Origin of the sequence: Weizmannia sp. FSL W8-0401, assembly GCF_038009125.1 — a bacterium.
Classification (GTDB): domain Bacteria; phylum Bacillota; class Bacilli; order Bacillales; family Bacillaceae_C; genus Weizmannia; species Weizmannia coagulans.
The window spans coordinates 44813-62497 of record NZ_JBBPAG010000001.1 but is presented as its reverse complement, the minus strand read 5'-3'; the positions used below and the strand labels follow the sequence as shown (position 1 = coordinate 62497).

Annotated in this window: 16 protein-coding genes and 1 tRNA gene; 1 reads left to right on the top strand and 16 read right to left on the bottom strand. The window is 48.9% G+C overall.

Features of this window, described 5'->3' with window-relative positions; genetic code table 11:
- Positions 1-219: 219 nt before the first annotated feature.
- The 8 genes from hslO to spoIIE form a co-directional block, all read right to left on the bottom strand.
- Positions 220-1101, bottom strand: a complete 882-nt coding sequence (hslO, locus tag NSU00_RS00305) for an Hsp33 family molecular chaperone HslO (protein WP_340703207.1) — start codon at positions 1099-1101, stop codon at positions 220-222.
- A gap of 15 nt (positions 1102-1116) precedes the next feature.
- Positions 1117-1887 carry a type III pantothenate kinase gene (locus NSU00_RS00300; RefSeq protein ID WP_017553409.1) on the bottom strand — a complete coding sequence of 257 codons (771 nt, stop codon included), beginning with the start codon at positions 1885-1887 and terminating at the stop codon, positions 1117-1119.
- Positions 1888-2039: 152 nt separating this feature from the next.
- The gene (gene ftsH / locus NSU00_RS00295; RefSeq protein ID WP_340703206.1) at positions 2040-4052 is read right to left on the bottom strand and encodes an ATP-dependent zinc metalloprotease FtsH; all 2013 of its coding nucleotides are present in this window, start codon (positions 4050-4052) and stop codon (positions 2040-2042) included.
- A 166-nt stretch (positions 4053-4218) separates the two neighbouring features.
- Positions 4219-4767 (bottom strand): hypoxanthine phosphoribosyltransferase, encoded by a 549-nt coding sequence (gene hpt / locus NSU00_RS00290; RefSeq protein WP_013858021.1) that lies wholly within the window; start codon positions 4765-4767, stop codon positions 4219-4221.
- A complete protein-coding gene (gene tilS, locus NSU00_RS00285) occupies positions 4751-6187 on the bottom strand; it encodes a tRNA lysidine(34) synthetase TilS (protein ID WP_340703205.1) in 1437 nt (478 codons plus the stop codon). Before tilS ends, hpt begins: the two co-directional genes overlap by 17 nt.
- A 354-nt stretch (positions 6188-6541) precedes the next feature.
- On the bottom strand, positions 6542-7531 hold the full coding sequence (locus tag NSU00_RS00280; protein WP_340703204.1) for a serine/threonine protein kinase: 990 nt from the start codon (positions 7529-7531) through the stop codon (positions 6542-6544).
- Positions 7497-8234 carry a VWA domain-containing protein gene (locus NSU00_RS00275; protein WP_013858018.1) on the bottom strand — a complete coding sequence of 246 codons (738 nt, stop codon included), beginning with the start codon at positions 8232-8234 and terminating at the stop codon, positions 7497-7499. The genes NSU00_RS00280 and NSU00_RS00275 overlap by 35 nt, the downstream gene beginning before the upstream one ends.
- A 492-nt stretch (positions 8235-8726) precedes the next feature.
- Positions 8727-11213 carry a stage II sporulation protein E gene (spoIIE, locus tag NSU00_RS00270; RefSeq protein WP_340703897.1) on the bottom strand — a complete coding sequence of 829 codons (2487 nt, stop codon included), beginning with the start codon at positions 11211-11213 and terminating at the stop codon, positions 8727-8729.
- A 205-nt stretch (positions 11214-11418) separates the two neighbouring features.
- Between spoIIE and NSU00_RS00265 the strand changes: the two genes are divergently transcribed.
- Positions 11419-11492: transfer RNA gene (locus NSU00_RS00265), tRNA-Met, on the top strand.
- 174 nt (positions 11493-11666) lie between these two features.
- Here NSU00_RS00265 and NSU00_RS00260 read toward each other — a convergent pair.
- The 8 genes from NSU00_RS00260 to spoVT form a co-directional block, all read right to left on the bottom strand.
- Positions 11667-12089 (bottom strand): S1 domain-containing RNA-binding protein, encoded by a 423-nt coding sequence (locus NSU00_RS00260; protein WP_014096558.1) that lies wholly within the window; start codon positions 12087-12089, stop codon positions 11667-11669.
- A gap of 73 nt (positions 12090-12162) precedes the next feature.
- The gene (locus NSU00_RS00255) at positions 12163-12558 is read right to left on the bottom strand and encodes an FtsB family cell division protein (protein ID WP_013858014.1); all 396 of its coding nucleotides are present in this window, start codon (positions 12556-12558) and stop codon (positions 12163-12165) included.
- A 49-nt stretch (positions 12559-12607) separates the two neighbouring features.
- The gene (gene yabQ, locus NSU00_RS00250; protein ID WP_041818559.1) at positions 12608-13237 is read right to left on the bottom strand and encodes a spore cortex biosynthesis protein YabQ; all 630 of its coding nucleotides are present in this window, start codon (positions 13235-13237) and stop codon (positions 12608-12610) included.
- Complete coding sequence (gene yabP, locus NSU00_RS00245; protein ID WP_017553419.1) at positions 13234-13539, bottom strand: sporulation protein YabP; 306 nt, start codon at positions 13537-13539, stop codon at positions 13234-13236. Before yabP ends, yabQ begins: the two co-directional genes overlap by 4 nt.
- Positions 13540-13808: 269 nt before the next feature.
- The gene (locus NSU00_RS00240; protein WP_277613379.1) at positions 13809-14069 is read right to left on the bottom strand and encodes an RNA-binding S4 domain-containing protein; all 261 of its coding nucleotides are present in this window, start codon (positions 14067-14069) and stop codon (positions 13809-13811) included.
- A 24-nt stretch (positions 14070-14093) separates the two neighbouring features.
- A complete protein-coding gene (locus tag NSU00_RS00235; protein ID WP_118498647.1) occupies positions 14094-15167 on the bottom strand; it encodes a MazG family protein in 1074 nt (357 codons plus the stop codon).
- On the bottom strand, positions 15148-16767 hold the full coding sequence (locus NSU00_RS00230) for a putative polysaccharide biosynthesis protein (RefSeq protein WP_265114561.1): 1620 nt from the start codon (positions 16765-16767) through the stop codon (positions 15148-15150). The genes NSU00_RS00235 and NSU00_RS00230 overlap by 20 nt, the downstream gene beginning before the upstream one ends.
- A 191-nt stretch (positions 16768-16958) precedes the next feature.
- Entirely contained in the window at positions 16959-17495 is a 537-nt protein-coding gene (spoVT, locus tag NSU00_RS00225; protein WP_013858007.1) for a stage V sporulation protein T, read from the bottom strand.
- Between the last annotated feature and the right edge of the window lie 190 nt (positions 17496-17685).

Genomic DNA, 17685 nt, shown 5'->3' with positions numbered 1-17685 from the left:
CGGAAACGGCAAAGAGTCGCTTTTTTAGCCACTGGCGCCGGGTCTTCTTGATCAAACGGCGGCTTAATTGCAACGGCGGGGCAAGCTTCCGGCAATCGAACAGGCCGGCCCCGGTTAGCCAACTTGGTTAAAAGCTGCCTATTCGCGCTCGAGGGGCCCGCATTCATCTGAAAAGGAAGGCCGTTTTGCTGAAAATCTCCTGCCCTCACGGCTTTTACCTTACCCTTTTGCTTCTTCCAGCATTTGTTCCAGATCTTCACGACTGAAATGGTATTTTTGGCGGCAAAAATGGCAGACGGCTTCAGCTTGTCCGTCTTCCTCGATCATGTCCCGGAGCTCCTGTTTGCCGAGGTCGATCATGGCAGAAGCAAATTTTTCTTTGGAGCAGGTGCATTCAAACCGTACTGCCATTTTCTCCAATATCTGCACATTTTCTTTGCCGAGCAGATTTGCCAATATTTCTTCCGGAGAAAGCCCCTCGCGGATGAGTTCGGAAATCGGCGCGGTATCGGAAATTTTATTTTCAATTTCCGAGATGACTTTCTCGTCTGTTCCCGGCATCAACTGGATGATAAACCCGCCGGCAGCCAGAATCGTGTTGTCAGGATTGACCAGCACCCCGACACCGACTGCAGATGGCACTTGTTCGGAAGCGGCAAAATAATACGTAAAATCTTCGCCAAGCTCGCCGGATACAAGCGGAACCTGGCCTGAAAAATGCTCGCGCAGTCCGAGGTCTTTCACAACAGTAAGCGTCCCGTCTGTCCCGACTGCACGCCGGACATCCAGCTTTCCTTTTTTGTTTAAATCAAAATGGGTTTGCGGATTGGTAACATAGCCCCGGACTTCCCCGTGTGCATTCGCATCTACCAGAATGACACCGATCGGGCCGCCGCCTTCCACTTTGATCGTAATTTTTTCATCCCCCTTCAGCATGGCCCCCATCATCGCCCCTGCTGTTAACGTTCTGCCCAGCGCGGCGGAAGCCGTCGGCCAGGTGTAGTGCCTCCGTTGCGCTTCTCCAACGGTTTCCGTTGTGTCCGCAGCGTATGCCCGGACCTGTCCGTCATACGCTAATGCTTTAATTAAATAATCCGCCAAAAGAAAAATCCTCCTTTAATGCTGTAAGTTTCGGTTATAAATCAAGTGCAACCCTTTTAAAGTCAAAAATTGGTCGACAATATCAATGCTTTTTGATTCTTTTGCAATGAGGGGCGCATGCCCGCCTGTTGCAATGACGACCGGGTCTTTTTTACTTTTTGCTTTCATCCGGGACACGATACCTTCAACCTGCCCGACATAGCCGAAAACAATGCCTGCCTGCATGGCGCTGACGGTGTTCCGGCCAATAATATCATCCGGGCTCGCGATTTCTATCCGGGGCAGTTTTGCCGCTCTCGAGTACAGGGCTTCCGCCGAGATGCTGATGCCCGGCGCAATGGCTCCCCCCATATACTGCTTTTCCTCGTTAATATAACAATAAGTGGTTGCTGTCCCGAAGTCGACAATAATTAACGGGCTGCCGTATTCGTGGATGCCGGCGACTGCATTGACAATCCGGTCTGCCCCGACCTCACGCGGATTATCATATTTAATGTCGAGCCCTGTTTTAACCCCCGGGCCGACGATCAGCGGCGAAACGTGGAAATATTTGCTGCACATCCGCTCCAGTGCGTACATGATCGGGGGCACCACAGAAGAAATAATAATGCCGGTAATATCTTTAAAGTGAATGCCGACATGGCGGAACAAGGCTTTCATGGACATGCCGTATTCGTCTTCTGTTTTATCCCTTACTGTTTGAATGCGCCAATGGTATTTTAATTCATCTTTATCGTATACACCTAATACAATGTTTGTATTCCCAACATCGATCACCAATAACATTATGCTCACCACTTTGTTTTTCTGTTTAGTTTTTATGCAACCATCATACCATAATCTCCGTGATTTAGAGAATGCTTTCATTTGGTTCCCGCTGCCATAAAAAAACACCGCCTTTTTTCAGACGGTGCTTTTTAAAGTGGTTTTACACAATATTAAAGCTGGTCATCATCTACCGGTCTTGACGGCCCCAGTTTCCCCGGGCGCTTTTCTTCCGGCATCCCGTTATCCGAATTATTTCCGGCACCCGGATCCACTTCTTTTATGCCGCCCTGCTTCGGCTGCAGGTTCACGCGCGGCTCGGTCCCGCCGATTTCAGCCGGATCCTGTGGCTTCGCAGACGGTTCTGGCAACGTGCCGTGTTCAAACAGATGCTTGATTTGTTTTGCATCCAATGTTTCCACTTCAAGCAGCGTTTTTGCGATCAGCTCCAGCTTGTCGCGGTGTTCGAGCAAGATCTGCCGTGCCCGTTCATAACAGGTTTTGATGATATTTTGAATTTCCGTATCAATTTCGTAAGCAATTTTATCGGAATAATTTTGGTCATTGTTAATATCTCTGCCCAAAAATACCTGGCCTTGCGAAGAACCGAACTGGAGAGGACCGAGCTTATCGCTCATCCCGAATTCAGTTACCATCCTTCTCGCAATGCCGGTTGCGCGTTCAAAGTCGTTGGATGCGCCCGTTGACACTTCACCGAACGTAATCTCTTCGGATACACGGCCGCCAAGAAGCCCCGTAATCTTATCGAGCAATTCCGGTTTTGTCATGAAGTAACGGTCTTCCTTCGGCACCATCATCGCATACCCGCCGGCCTGTCCGCGCGGCACAATGGTCACTTTCTGGACAATTTCCGCTTCATCGAGCACGAGCCCGATAACGGTATGCCCAGATTCATGGAAGGCCACAATATTGCGTTCTTTTTCTGAAATGACCCGGCTCTTTTTCGCCGGTCCGGCAATGACGCGGTCTGTCGCTTCATCAATGTCCTGCATGTCAATTTTTTTCTTGGAAGCCCTCGCCGCAATCAACGCTGCTTCATTGAGCAGGTTTTCCAAATCGGCTCCGGAAAAACCCGGTGTCCGCTGGGCAATCGCTTTTAAATCGACGGACGGGTCAAGCGGTTTATTGCGCGCATGGACACGCAGTACAGCTTCACGCCCGTGGACATCCGGCCGGTCAACCGTAATCTGGCGGTCAAAACGCCCCGGCCGCAGAAGTGCAGGATCAAGAATATCCGGGCGGTTTGTTGCCGCAATAATGATGATCCCTTCATTGGCGCTGAATCCGTCCATTTCAACAAGCAGCTGGTTCAACGTCTGTTCGCGTTCATCATGACCGCCGCCGAGCCCTGCACCACGCTGGCGCCCGACTGCGTCAATTTCATCAATAAAGATAATACAAGGCGCGTTCTTCTTCGCATTTTCAAACAAATCACGTACCCGGCTTGCGCCGACACCGACAAACATTTCGACAAAATCAGAACCGCTGATGGAGAAGAAAGGAACCCCTGCTTCACCTGCAACTGCCCTTGCCAGCAATGTTTTACCGGTTCCCGGAGGCCCGACAAGCAGTACGCCTTTCGGTATACGGGCACCCAGTTCGGAAAACTTACGCGGATCTTTTAAGAATTCGACGACTTCGACAAGTTCCTGTTTCTCTTCATCCGCGCCGGCAACATCACGGAAACGGACTTTCTTTTTGTCGTCATTGTAAAGCCTTGCTTTGCTCTTCCCGAAATTCATGACACGGCCGCCCCCGCCCTGTGCCTGATTCATCATGAAGAAGAACAGAATGAAAATAATCACGAACGGAATAATGGACGTTAGGAAAGAAACCCATCCATTCGTTTCTTTTGCCTGGAGGACATCGACTTTCACTTTTTGATCGTGCGCCGCTTTATCGATCCGGTTCAGCATGGACTGGTCATCCATGACATACGTAATAAACTGTTTATTGCCGTCTTTCAGCAGGCCCCGGATCTCATAAACGCCCCTTGAAGGCTGCGTTGTTATACTCTTTACACTGCCTTTATCCAAATAAGAAACAAATTGATCATAGGATATCGTTTCCGTCGTTTCGTTGCTGCGGTTAAAAAAACTTACGATCCCGATCAAGACGACAAATAATAATACGTAGAAAATTGTATTTCTGAAGATCCGATTCATTCCTTACCTCCTCCCACGGTCTTAAAAAACTATATTCAATAGTACTATAGTGGTTTTTAATTTAACAATATTTTGCACCCGTTTTTCATCTTTTTTTCACAGACCGTCTGCTTTTCCATACATATAGCCTGAATTTCACAAGGATAGTCCTCTTTTTCCGGAATTCTTATTCCCCCTCATGGGTATAAACAGCCGGCTTCAGGATGCCGATATACGGAAGGTTGCGGTATTTTTCCGCATAATCAAGGCCGTATCCGACAACGAATTCATCCGGGACAATGAAACCGACGTAGTCAGCCTGGATGTCCGCTTTCCGTCCCGATGGTTTGTCGAGCAATGTGACGATTTTAATGGATTTTGCTTTCCGGTAGCGGAACAATTCAACCAGGTAACTGAGCGTCATCCCGCTGTCAATAATGTCTTCAATAATCAAGACATCGCGCCCTTCCACCGAGGTATCCAAGTCTTTTAAGATTTTGACTTCCCCGGATGAAACAGTGGAATTCCCGTAGCTCGATACGTCCATAAAATCCATTTCCAAATATGTATCAATATGCTTGACAAGATCGGCCATAAACATCATGGCGCCTTTTAATACCCCGATTGCAAGCGGAAATCTGCCATCATACTCCTTCGTCAGCTGCTCCCCCAATTCCTTTACTTTTCGCTGGACTTCCTCTTCTGCAATTAGGATTTTTTCAATATCCTGATTCATCTTGCGATTGCCCCCTAGAAGTTGTTTGCTTACAATAGTGCACGACATAATAGGTTTCATCAGGTAAAATAAGCCCGGATTCAAATTTTGCTTTTTTCAGATTCGGAAGCCACAGGATGTTCCCTTTTGAATCGGTTACAACCGGCCACAAATCCCGCTCCGGCTTTGAAATTTTCTCATCAATAAATATATCTTTTACCTTTTTTGAACCATTTAGTCCTTTTGCTTCAATTCTGTCCCCCGGTTTCCTTGTACGAACAATAAGGGGGAGAGAAGTGTCGTTTATGTGTAATAATAGCATATTCTTTGGCAGGGATGAATATGAAATTTTGCTTTTTACAAGCTTTATCGTATACCCGTTCGGCAGATCAATCTTCATCCCTTCATCCAAGACGTATTGATATGCAGAACGGGCGGGGCGGCGCCCGAAAGAAAAGGCCATGCGCCCGTAATCCCTTACAGCCTTTAATCCGCCGGGGAGATCGGCGCTCCCGGACGGATTGGAGCCTGAAGCCAGTTTTAAAACGGCATCTGTATGTATCGCTGTGACGTCTTTTATGTCTTCATTGTAAAGATATTTTAATATTAGATGAATCGCCCGCCTTTGTAAAGGCATAGGCATCTCTTTGAACTTCCGGAGATCGAGCGTGCAAGTTCCGGGCCCTGTTTCCGCCATCTGCTTTAATTTCTCCTGCGCCAGCCCGTAAAGATAGGTTTCATCTTCCAAAAGCTCTTCACTGAATCTTTGAAAATGCAAATGGGCCCGCGGATTTTCTTTTTGTAGAAAAGGCAGTACGGACGCGCGAAACCGGTTTCTTGCAAAGGCGGGGGATGCGTTGCTTTCATCGGTGCGCGGCTCCAGATGATAATGGGCGCAGTAATCTATGATTTCTTTTTTGGTCGTGCCCAACAGCGGGCGGATGATGTCACCCTTTGCAAACGGCCGGCGAAACGGAATGCCTGCCCTTCCCTTTCCGCCTGCGCCCCTGGTAAGCCGCATAAGCACCGTTTCCATCTGGTCATCGCCATGGTGGCCCAGTACAACTTTATTGGCGCCGGTTTTCTCCATTGCTTCAGCGAGAAAAGCGTACCGGTATTTTCTCGCTGCCTCTTCAATGCCAAGGCCTTCTTCCTCCGCTTTTTCCAGCACCGGGATTTCTGCCGTTTCACAACCGATACGGCAAGATTCACAGAAGCTTTTGACAAACAAAAGGTCTTTACGGGACGCTTCCCCTCTTAGCATATGGTTGACATGGGCGGCTGTTATCTTTACACGGAAGCGCTCTATCCGCGAAGTGAGAAAGTGGAGGAGCGCAAGGGAATCCGGCCCGCCGGAAACCGCTACGAGCAAATGGTCTCCCGCCTCAATCAGCTGGTGTTTCCTGATAAAATGGAATACGTTGTCCTCAAATGCGAGCATAAAACCTGTCCTTTTCGGTACCGTTTTGTTATTTCCATTGTAACACGGGCATTTCCAAATTTCTAAACATATTCCGCCTTGAGAATGGGTGCCGGTGTATTTATCCTGAACATTTATTTCCACCCCTTTGGCGCTGATCTTGCCGCATGGACGTTTTCGTAAAAATTTGCGCTGGCATTTTTAAACGGCCGGAAATTTGCGATGCTTTTCTTTATAAAAAGGCGCCTGTCTCAATAAAACATGTGATGGCCATCCTTGCCCGTACCCGCATGTTGCCGCTGCGCGCATCTTTTCGCCCATGCTGAAATCCCGGACAAGGAGCCGCCGCATGAACCGGCATAAATTTGTGGATATTTAAAAAGGGATGCTGGTTTGTCCGTAAGTATAATACCAGTATAACATAGAGATCATCAAGATGATCATCATGGCAGCCACGAACCTTTTAAATTTTCGGAATCTGCGCCTTTTTGAACGAGACTGTCCGGGTTTTTGTTTTTCCGGCCTGTGCGTTGTTTTGGCTTTCTTCTTTTCTCCGTCCGCAGTCAGCAGATTAAGCATGTCCTGCCTCATTTCAAAAGCTGTCTGGTATCCACCCCCCAGCGCTTTCCGCAGCACCGCCTCAAATTTGCACAGCCCGGCATGTTGCCTGACCGCCGCCATCAGCTGCGGGAAGCCATTTGCCTGTTTTTTTAAAAACCGGTTCGGATAAGCGAGATTGATCATCACCATTGCGGCGGAAAACAAATCATAGGAGGGCTCGGCTTTCCGCGATCCCAACCCCCAGTAACCCCTGTCAAAAAACTCCGTAAATTCTTTTACAGAACGCCCGATCTTTGTCATCCCGCCCGGGTCAATGCAGCGGATCCTGTTTCCAGGCGTCCCGACCAGCAAGTTTTCGGGCTTCAAGTCCCCGAAAATCCATCCCTGTTCATGCAAATGCTGCAAATCGGAAAGAAGCTGGATCACAAGCACTGCCGCCCAGGAAAAACCTTTCCCGGAAACAAAGGAAAGCAGGTCCGGGCCTTCTATATATTCCATGACATAAAAGGGAATGACCTCCCGCCCGCGTTCCCAGTCATCCGCTTCCAAAAAGGAAGGCCCGAGGGACTGCCCCCGGGCCTTGGATATGGTTTTTAGTACGCTGGACTCGGAGGCCATCTGGGCAGTGCTCACACCGGCTTTTAATGCAACCAGACCGGCCGCCGATTCCGCCAGATATACTGCGCCATTTGCACCGGCCCCAAGGCGCTTTAGCAATCTGTACCGGTTTTTATGCCATTTCCCCGTCACAACCGTACCCGGCGGATCATTAAATGGATTCTTCAAAGTATTGTCCGTCATCATGCGTATGATATCCCCTCAGCTTCCTTTTCCGGTCAAAATGGCGGATCGCCTCATGAATGGCCGGCCCTGTCGGCGTAATCCCGCCTGTCTGCAGTTTCGGAAATATTGCCGCCAGTGATTCCAGTTTCGGTGTCCAGTCAAGCAGTTTCTCCGTCTCTTTCCTTTTCCCAGGAAATATAAAAACTGAAAATTGGTTATTTCCCATCCGCGCATTCAGGCTTAAAGACAAATCAAGCAAAGCTTCTTTTACCGTCTCAAGCTTCGGTTTCATGCTTGCGCTTGTATCGACAAGCACAAGAATGTCCAAATCCACTGTTTCCCCCAGCTCATCCACCACCTCCAACACATCGCCGCGTTTTTCAGGCGGCAGTGCTTCAATGGATCCGTTACTTCCCAAAATATGTTTTAATTCCTTGTTCACGATTCCCTGAATCGTCTGGGTCATCGCTTTCCGTGTGACCATTTGCACAGTTTGCGATAATTGTTTCGTATATACGATCTGGCTGACGCCGCCCCCTGACATGGCGATATTTTGAATTTCCGCTGCCCCTTTTTCATCAATGATATCCCGTTCCATGACGCCAATTACATTAATGGTTATGCCTGCTTCCCTTGCCAGTGCCGCAGCTGCAGCCGGATCACCCCCTTGGTTTGAACATCCGTCCGTAATCAGCAAAATTTGTTTTAAAGTGCCTGCATTCATCTTTTCTCCTCCTTGTCATTGACGGCATTTCTTGCGTTTTTACCATCATCGACAATCGGGAGAAAATATATACCGTTGCCTTCCGCTTCTTCTATTTAATTCCCGCTTTTCAGACATATCTTCGCTTGTAAAGTGCCCGCCTGAAATTCGGGCGCTTTATCAAGCAAACGTTCCAATCCTAACGAAATTCCCTTATCCGGCCGCCCGCCTCCTTTTCTATCCTGAAAAATGGTGCCCGTTGATGTCCATTCCTTTTCTCCTGTTGCCGCATTCATTGCGGCACAGGCTTCTGTCCTGAAAATGTGCGGCGGCTGATGTTCACCCTTTTGCCCGCCCTGCACGCTTTAGCATAGGTGCCCCGCCTGAATATTCAATTTTATCCTTTCCGTACCGCATTTTTAGCTGATCGTGGACACGTGCGCTGTTTCTGCTTGCAGCCGCCGTTTCGGCCCGGCCGTTTCAGCACGTATCGCATTCAGTGTGGCACGGCATCTAAGAGATCATTTTTTTCCCTTTGCTGACCGGGATAGCCGCCCATTTCGGCGTATTGTGTTTGATTTTTGCAACGACGACCGTCATATCATCTTCAATTAAACCGGATCGCGAACGGATCACTTCTTCTATGAACAGGTCGGCAATTTCCTGGGGATTTTCCGTTTCCAGCTCCCGGATTTTCCGCTTAATCCATAATTCCGGGTTTTCAATGTAACGCGGGCCTTCCAAAATCCCGTCACTCATCATGATTAAAATATCGCCGGCTTTCAGCTGCCGGGAAACGACATCCACATCAAATTCCTGGATCATGCCCATCGGCAAATTCCCGGATTCAATTTTGATCACTTTATCGCCGCGTTTGATAAAACTCGGCGTCGATCCGATTTTTAAAAATTTGCTGCTTGCATCCTGCAGGTCGATCATCGCCAGATCAAGCGTGGAAAACACTTCTTCCTGCGTCCTCAGCGCCAGAATGGAGTTCACCGATTTGATCGCAATTTTTTCTTCTATGCCCGATTCCAAAATCTGCCGCAAAAGCCTCAGTGTCTCATTGCTTTCGTGATGGGCGCGCTCGCCGTTTCCCATGCCGTCACTGATGGCAATGGCATACTTTCTTGAGCCAAGCTCGATCATTGAATAACTGTCACCGGATATAAAACCGCCTCCTTTTGCGGCATGCGCCACACCAGTGTCGACGACAAACGCCCTTGCCGAACGGAATGTCACATAGCCAAGCCCGCCCGACTGCGAACCGAACTCTTCTTTCTGGACAACAATTGTTTCCCCTAATATATCGGAAAGCATTGGCGCGATGATCTTTTCGCATTCGCCATAGCCACTGTACTGCGGCAAGGTTATATCAATGTCAATATTGCCCGATTCCAGGCTGTAAATTTCCACCTGGTCAATATCGAGCCCGAAGTCCTGTAATGACTCAAGAATCATTTCTTCCTGCCGCTGATGGTTCTCGCGCTCCCGCTGAATTTCCTTTGCAAAATCCCCCATGACTTCCGAAACGCCCTGCAGCTGTTCTGCGACGATTTTCCGGCTTTCTTTGATCATTTTTTTGAACTTTTGATTGGCCTGGTAAAACGTCAATTCCTGGTTGATCGCTTCTTCCACTTTTTGGGCCCTGACACAATGTTTCTCCAATTCGCGATGGACACGCCTCGAAACCGCTCCGTCCCTTTCACTCAGGTCCTCCATCGTCATTTTCATCAAATCATATGTTTTATCAAAGTTTTTCGCCCAGCACTGCTCTTTTTTGAAGCAGGTCTGGCATGTCCGTTCCGTGACATTGCTGAAAAAATAATCCAGATCCCGTTCGCGGTCCTCCTCTTCTTTCGTATGGTCATACTGCGAAAAGCTTTTGGACAGCGCCTGGAAAACGGACGAGAACTGCTCCACGCGGTGAACCGTCACATCGCGCACTTTCCTTAAATATTGCTGCTGCTCCTTCATATATTCGGCTGTCCCCGGGATATGCCGCGCCATTTTGGCCGTAAACGGGGACGGCGTTAAAAAGAAAAGGGCAATGCTCACGCATGTTTCATACAGCGCAGCGCTTAAAGACGCCCCGGCATCGCCGTACATCGTAATCAGCAGGGTGGCAACAAGCATCCCGGCAGCAGCACCCCCACGCTTCCCTTCTTTTAACAATCCGCACAGGAGCCCTGCGAACGCAAGCAGGCTCATTTGATAAAAGCTGGACACGTTGGCGAGGCTGAAAATGAGGCCGGTCACAACCCCGACAGTGGAACCGACCGTCGCACCGCCGACAAACGCAAACAGCAGGACAAGATAGCGCGAAAAAATATGCTCGACGGACAGCCCGTTCACCGTCCAGCCGATTGTCCCGGTCAAAACGGACGCGAGCACAATGATGAGGCTGACGACTTCCTCCGTCTTTAATGTTTTTTTTCGCCTTGTTTGTGATAAGATTGGAATGCTTTGCATAAATATCATGGTAAGGATAAAGGTTAAGCACGATTCCACACCCGCCATCAGGCCGTCATAAAAAGAGAGCTGGAACTGCTGCTGAAGATAAAGATAAGCGCATTTTGAAACGAGCGAGACAGCAAAGATGTAAAAGGGCAGCACCCGTGTTTCCTCTTTATGGTATTTGCCGAACAACCTGAATACAAGAATAAAGAGGATGGTCGAAGCCAGCGTGTACATCCCGTTCGCAACGGATAATGTTAATCCGCCCGCAGTGAGGCCGAGCAGCGTGATGGGCGCCTTATCCCGTTTCATCACATAGACAGCTGCGAAAAACGGCAATGCAAACGGCGTAAAATGGGACAAAATAAGGGCCCTTCCCAGCAAAAAGCCGATGATCAAAAGGCTGATGCCTTTTTGGATAAACAACGATTCAAATTTCCCCCGGAGCTGCTTCCACCCTTTCGCAAACTCTTTTTTTGTTTCCTCAAGATCCACATGGCCCCCCTGCTCGATCATTCCCCGCTCAACTTTCCCCAAATTCATCATAAACTCCCCCTCATCACTTTGATACAAGCAATTATAAAAGGACAAGTTTTAAAAGTTTGTCAAAATTCCAATGCAACACCAAAGAAAAGTTCGACTTTTTCCACAAATATGCGATGCATTTTACAATTTTTTTCAAAAAGAGAAGTTGACAAATGGGTGCAGTGCCGTTATTATAGAAAATGTGCTTTTTCATTTAAGCCATGGCGGCGTAGCTCAGCTGGCTAGAGCGTACGGTTCATACCCGTGAGGTCGGGGGTTCGATCCCCTCCGCCGCTATATTCGTTTTGAAAAAACCGGCCCGTTAAAGGCCGGTTTTTTTCGTGTGATTCGGCGATTTTTGTCCGAAACAGCAAAAAGAAAAAGCGGATCCGACAAACATTTCTGTTTGAACCGGTTCCGCCCTCCAATGAAAAGCAATGATACGGATATATGAGTCAACTAGACAGCAAGTTAGCCTCTTCTCGCGCCGCGGCCGCCGCGTTTCGATTCTGTATTTCGTTTGAGCGAAGACAGGCGATCTTCACTGTCTTTCAAAAAGCGCGCCATTTTGGATTCAAAATCTTCTTTTCCGCGGTTATTTCCCCGGCCATGCCTTTGCGGCCGATGGGAATGGGACTGGGATTGGGATTGCTGCGCCTGGTCTTTCGCCTTGCGGATCGACAAACCGATTTTCCCGTCTTTTTCGACATTCAGCACCTTTACTTCAACGATATCGCCGACTTTTAAATGGTCATGAATATCTTTTACATAGTTATCAGCAACTTCACTGATATGAACCAGCCCGGTTGAGCCGTCCGGCAATTCGACGAAAGCCCCGAAATGCGTGATGCCTGTTACTTTACCTTGTAACTTGCTGCCTGCTTCAATTGACATAAAAAAAATTTTCCTCCTTAAAAGATAAAAAAATCAACCTTTAACATATTATAACGAACATGAAAAAAGAGTGTCAATAAGACACGTCTTCTTCTTGGGCATTCTTTTTGGAATCAGGCAGATTAAAGATGATCTCCCCTTTTTTGGAAAGGAAATATTCGCTGCGGGCGAGTTTTGCAATATAGTTATCATCTTTCAGTTTCTTAATCTCGCTTCTAAGCATCGCCTGCTGCTTGTCAATGTCCCTTACCTGGTGCTCCAGCTTTGCTTTTTGTTCTTTTTTTGCAGCGAGCTGTGCGTTCCGTGAGACCAGGGTAGAGACGAGCAGTGCGGAAACAAGCACTGCCATAACACCGAAAAGCGCCAATCGCCGGAAAAGCAGCTTGCGCCTTCTTGCCAGTACTTTTTCTTTGACCGATTGCTGTTTCGTATAAGCATTGTCCATTGAAGCAATATTGCGTCCCAACATACTCCCTCCTAAAAAGCCCTAGGCAGAGCGGAAAGTACAGCCACCGGGCTTATCTTTTAAAAAACTTGCCGATCCGGTTTTTCAGTTTGATAAACTTATTCTGGATTGTTTTCCAAAATCCTGCCGTTTTCATAAAAAAACGGTCAAAAGAGGCGCGCAGCGGATTGATGCGCCATAAAAAAACACCCAGTGCGGAAAACGGTTTAAGCCCGGTCTTTAATATCCATATTACCATTTTTGCCATCATTTTTACAATCGTATAAAGCAATCGCCCCGCGCCGAGAAAAAGGGCAAACAAAAGAAGGACAAATCCTTTGGCCGGGCGGAAAACAAGAAGCCGGAACATGCCGGCTGTAAACCGGCCAGTGCGGCATGCTGCCTGGATGCACCATTCCAAAAGCTTCAAGTAACCGTTTTTGAATAATGCCTGGTAAGCGGCAAACCCGCACAAGAGAGCGATAAAAATATAAAACCGGACTTCCCCGGCGTTTACCAGGAACAGGACATAAAACAGCAGCAAACTCTGGAACAGCCAAAAAAGGACATCATGGACAAAGACAACCCAGCGCTTTCTGTTCCGCCTTTGCAAAAAACGGTTATACGTATCAAGGGTGCCGCCAAAAAAGCTTCCCATCGCGATCATGGCAAGCATCGTATAAAATTGCACGCTCAGGCTCATCTAAACAGCTTGCTAAAGAGTCCCTTAGCTTTCTCCCCGTGATGGTCATCCAAATAAACAAGATCAAACACTTTCCCTTTTATCGAGACGACCCCTTTGTCAACATCCAGGTTTTTCATTTGCAAATTCTGCCCGCGGATGGCGAGAAAACCCATTACCGTTTCCAGCAAAAACTCCTCATTGTCAAAGCTTTCCACCTGTTTCACGCCGGTAATATCCAGCAGCTTGCGGCCGCGCATCATCACATCGTGTTCCTGGAGAACCGGTTTGCTGCCTTGCGGTGTATTATAAAAGTCACTCATCCTGATCCCCACTTTCCTTGTCCAAACTTTGTACTATACTATGCCCGTCCGGACAAAAAAAGACCAAAAGGGAACGGCACACGAAACGGAAGCACGGCCATGCGGAATTCGCGCGGCCCTCCGGAAACGCCTTCCCGCAAAGCTTCCATTCCGCAACTGCATCGGGCGTATGGCCCATCTCCCGCATATCCCGGGGGGCGCGTTTCTGCCAGAAAAATAAAAAGAGCGCCCATAGCCGGTTCACAGCTTCGGGACACCCTGAAACATTTTTATTCGTTGACCCGCGTTTCACTGATCATCGTGTACATGCCGGCAGCGTCTTCTTTTTTTGTCGACTCCCTTAAGTTCTCCACTTTCACCTTGACCACTTTCTGGCCGAAACGGATGGTCAGTTCATCCCCCGTTTTCACGTTTGAACTGGCTTTTGCCTGGACGCCGTTGATCTGGATTCTGCCCTGGTCGGCGACTTCTTTTGCAAGCGTACGCCGTTTAATCAGCCGCGAGACTTTTAAAAATTTATCGAGGCGCATTGTCGTGTTTTCCATGTCCATCCCTCACTCCCGTTTTTCCTGTTTTTCGGCGGCTTTTATCCGCTCCCAGTTTTGCGCGACTTCTTCCGCGCTTTCGGCTTTCACATTGCCAAACACATGCGGATGGCGCCGGATCATTTTTGAAGCAAGCCCTTCTATCACATCTTCCATCGTAAACATGCCTTCCTCTTCGCCAATTTGCGCATGCAGCAAAACCTGGAGCAGCACATCGCCAAGCTCTTCAACGAGGTTTTCCTCATCTTCATTGTCAATCGCCGAAAGCACTTCCCCGCACTCTTCAACCAAATATTTTTTCAGCGAAAAATGGGTTTGCGCCCGGTTCCATGGACAGCCATCCGGCGCGCGCAAAGCCGCGATGATTTGCCGCAGTTCGGCGAAGTCCCGCAAATCCTGCTCTTTAAGCGGCGGAACGTAGACGCTCGTTAAATTATTGAGCTCAAATCCGCGGTCCAGTTCATACAGCTTCAGCCATTTGACAGTTTCGTCCGTACTGCCGGCAGCGCGGACGATTGCCACCCGGTGTTCATCCGGATATTTTTCCATGAGGGCCAGCTTGACTTCAGAAGCCGCCAACGCATCATACACCTGCCCGACTACGAGATGCTGGTCCGCCTGAATGTCGTGCGGGTTTAAAGCAGTGCCGTCTACAAGCTGAAAGCCCTCAATCGGATCCGCCCTGACAGAAGCGAACAGCGCATCGATAAAACTATGCCCGCCCGCGATTTTGATCTCCGTCTGTTTCGCCGCGCTTTGTTCGAACAGCAGCTGCACTGTCCGTTCCGCTACAAACGGGTGGCCGGGCACGGCATAAAGAATATCCTGATGTTCCGCTTCCCGGAAAAGGATCCCCACAATTTCTTCGTATACCGCTTCAAATTGGTCGTGGCGCTCGTATACGTCATCAAATGCCGTATACTTCATCCCTTCCCGTTCAAGTTCCGGCACGGCCGGATGTTCTTTTGTCCGCAGAAAAATTTTCTTGTTTGCTTTCAGCTGCCTGTATACACCGAGCGGAAGCTGGCCCATATCCCCGGCCCCGAGACCGGCAACGGTAATGCTATGGTTTTTGTTTTCCAATCCGATTCTTTCCTTTCAGGCCGGCTAATTTTGTTCCAAAAGGCACAAGCCCCCATTCTTCATCCGTCAGCAAACGCAGCCGGGCGGCACAAAATAGAAAAACAGCCGCACCGATTGCCGTCCCCCCCAAAGCAGCCAGAACGCTTGCCGCCCTGCCAGGAAGCCCGTGGGCAAACAGGCGGAGCCAAAGCTGCAAACAAGCGGACATGGCGAAAAGGGAGAGAGCGAGCTTGCCGAAAAATAGAGCCGGCAGCATTTGAAAATAGGCTTTACCCAATTTTATCATCAATATAAGCGAAATAAACCCTAAAGCGGCAACGGTGGCAGCGGAAGCGCCCATGGTCCCGAAACGGGGGACCCAAATCTCGTTCAAACCATATTTCAACAGGACGCCTGCCGCAATGGCCACTGCAGGAGTGTACACCTTCCCCATTCCCTGCAAAATCCCCGACAATGTCAAAATCCAGGTGCTGAATAAAATGGAAACCGAAAAAACAGACAGGACAGCTGTTCCCGCGCTGTTTTCAAACAGCATCGTATTGGCAAACGGCATGATCCCGATCAGTCCGGCTGCAGCGCCCGCGCCGACCGCCGTGCTGATTTTTAAAGCAGCCTGCACCTGTTTTTCAAGGCTTTTTCGCCTGCCCTTCTTATATTCAAGTGCAATCACCGGGACAAGGTTCAGGGCAAAGGAAGACGCTGTCACTGTACCAAGCTGCAAAAACGGCTGCCCGCGGTCGTAAATGCCTTTCAGTTTTTTTGCCGCTTCCGCCCCCCAGCCGGCGTCTGTTAACAACGCGTAAAGATGGAGGGAATCGACAAATTGGAACAAAACCAGGACGAGGCCGCTGATACAGACCGCAATCCCGCCGCAAAACAGGGAGCGGGCCGCCTGCTTTACGTCTTTCCATTCAAGGAGCCGGGCTGCCTTTTCCTGCCTGCCGCCCTTGACCAGATAAAATACAAGGACTGCTGCAGACACCGCTCCCCCCAGCACGGAACCGGCCACAGCCCCTTGCCCCGCTGCATAAAGCGAAAAACCGCCGTGGACCAGCCAAAAGGAAAGAAGAAGAATGGCCGCAACCCGGACCGCCTGTTCGAGCACCTGGCTGAGTGCAGTCGGCACCATCTTTCCTTGCCCCTGATAAACACCCCTGATCGCAGAAATGACCGGCATCAGCAAAAAGGAACAGGAAACCGTCCGGATAAGCGGGGAAAGACGGGGATCCCCCATCCACGCCGCCAGTTTCCCTGCGGTGAAAAAAACGGCAAGAAACAATCCGGAACCGAATAAGCCGAGGGTGAGGAATACCGCGTTTAAAAATGCGCGGTGGCTGTTTTCCCCCGCTGCTTCCCGTTCCGCCACCATTTTGGAAACGGCAACCGGAAAACCGGAAGATGAGAGTGCGATCACAATCCCGTAAATCGGATACACTTGCTGATAAATATAAAAACCGACATCGCCGACAATATTTTGGAACGGCACGCGGTAAACTGCACTGAGGATTTTCGTAATGACGGATGACAAGGTTAAAATCAGAATGCCTTGAAAAAGCTTTTTTGACTCATGATCCTGCTGCACGTCTTTTCTGCCTTTCACACGGCCGTAACACCGTACATAGAATAAAATCGAATGTATTATACCATAAAAGGGGATACAAGACGCGCCTTACAGACAACCTGCGAAAAAACAGATCAAAAAAACGCAGACCCTTTGCCTGCGCTTTTTTGGCCGTGCGTGAAAACAAATGATGACAAAAAAATCCCGGAAAAAAACGGGAGAAAAAAGCCTTACTGTTCCATCTGGCGGGCCAGGAATCCGGCAGCCGTTTCCGCCGATTTCTGTTCCACTTCCCCGAACGTGCGGTCTTTTGAAAAAATGACGACAGCACCAATCGGATCGCCGCTTGCGACAATCGGGGCAATCGTATAAGAAGCCAGTTCCTCTTCCACCCCGTCCACCAGCGCTGTTTTCCCTTTTTCTTTTGATAAAACCGGCATCCTGTCCTCCATGACTTTTTCGATCACTTCGCCATTTCTTTTATTTAAGTATTCTTTTTTTGAACCGCCGCTGACTGCAATCACGGCATCCCGGTCACAGATCAGGACAGGGCTCGTTAAACTGTCATACAGCGCTTCGGCATACTCCTTGGCAAAATCACTTAGTTCACTGATCGGCGAATATTTTTTCAAAATAACTTCTCCGTCGCGGTCCACAAAAATTTCAAGCGGGTCCCCTTCACGGATACGAAGCGTCCTTCGTATCTCTTTCGGGATGACAACTCTGCCTAGATCATCAATACGACGAACAATACCAGTTGCTTTCATCTAAAGTTGCCCTCACTTTCATCAGTTGATTTTTTCCATCCTCAGATGGCTCTTGAATCCTTTACCTACGTTGACATTAGTATCTTTCATCTGGCAAGTTCTATACATCATGAACGTTTTTTGTACAATTGCTATCGATTGGATTGATTTCCAATTCTTCTCTATCTTTTTCCCGGAATTTTTCCACGGC

Bases quoted from the DNA above. Each gene is read 5' to 3' on its own strand.
- NSU00_RS00275 (WP_013858018.1), bottom strand. From the start codon at position 8,234: ATGAATGCAGGCACTTTAAAACAAATTTTGCTGATTACGGACGGATGT.
- spoIIE (WP_340703897.1), bottom strand. From the start codon at position 11,213: ATGAATTTGGGGAAAGTTGAGCGGGGAATGATCGAGCAGGGGGGCCAT.
- spoVT (WP_013858007.1), bottom strand. From the start codon at position 17,495: ATGAAAGCAACTGGTATTGTTCGTCGTATTGATGATCTAGGCAGAGTT.
- tilS (WP_340703205.1), bottom strand. From the start codon at position 6,187: ATGCTCGCATTTGAGGACAACGTATTCCATTTTATCAGGAAACACCAG.
- hpt (WP_013858021.1), bottom strand. From the start codon at position 4,767: ATGAATCAGGATATTGAAAAAATCCTAATTGCAGAAGAGGAAGTCCAG.
- NSU00_RS00260 (WP_014096558.1), bottom strand. From the start codon at position 12,089: ATGTCAATTGAAGCAGGCAGCAAGTTACAAGGTAAAGTAACAGGCATC.
- ftsH (WP_340703206.1), bottom strand. From the start codon at position 4,052: ATGAATCGGATCTTCAGAAATACAATTTTCTACGTATTATTATTTGTC.
- NSU00_RS00280 (WP_340703204.1), bottom strand. From the start codon at position 7,531: ATGATGACGGACAATACTTTGAAGAATCCATTTAATGATCCGCCGGGT.
- NSU00_RS00240 (WP_277613379.1), bottom strand. From the start codon at position 14,069: ATGCGCCTCGATAAATTTTTAAAAGTCTCGCGGCTGATTAAACGGCGT.
- yabQ (WP_041818559.1), bottom strand. From the start codon at position 13,237: ATGAGCCTGAGCGTGCAATTTTATACGATGCTTGCCATGATCGCGATG.
- NSU00_RS00255 (WP_013858014.1), bottom strand. From the start codon at position 12,558: ATGTTGGGACGCAATATTGCTTCAATGGACAATGCTTATACGAAACAG.
- NSU00_RS00300 (WP_017553409.1), bottom strand. From the start codon at position 1,887: ATGTTATTGGTGATCGATGTTGGGAATACAAACATTGTATTAGGTGTA.
- yabP (WP_017553419.1), bottom strand. From the start codon at position 13,539: ATGAGTGACTTTTATAATACACCGCAAGGCAGCAAACCGGTTCTCCAG.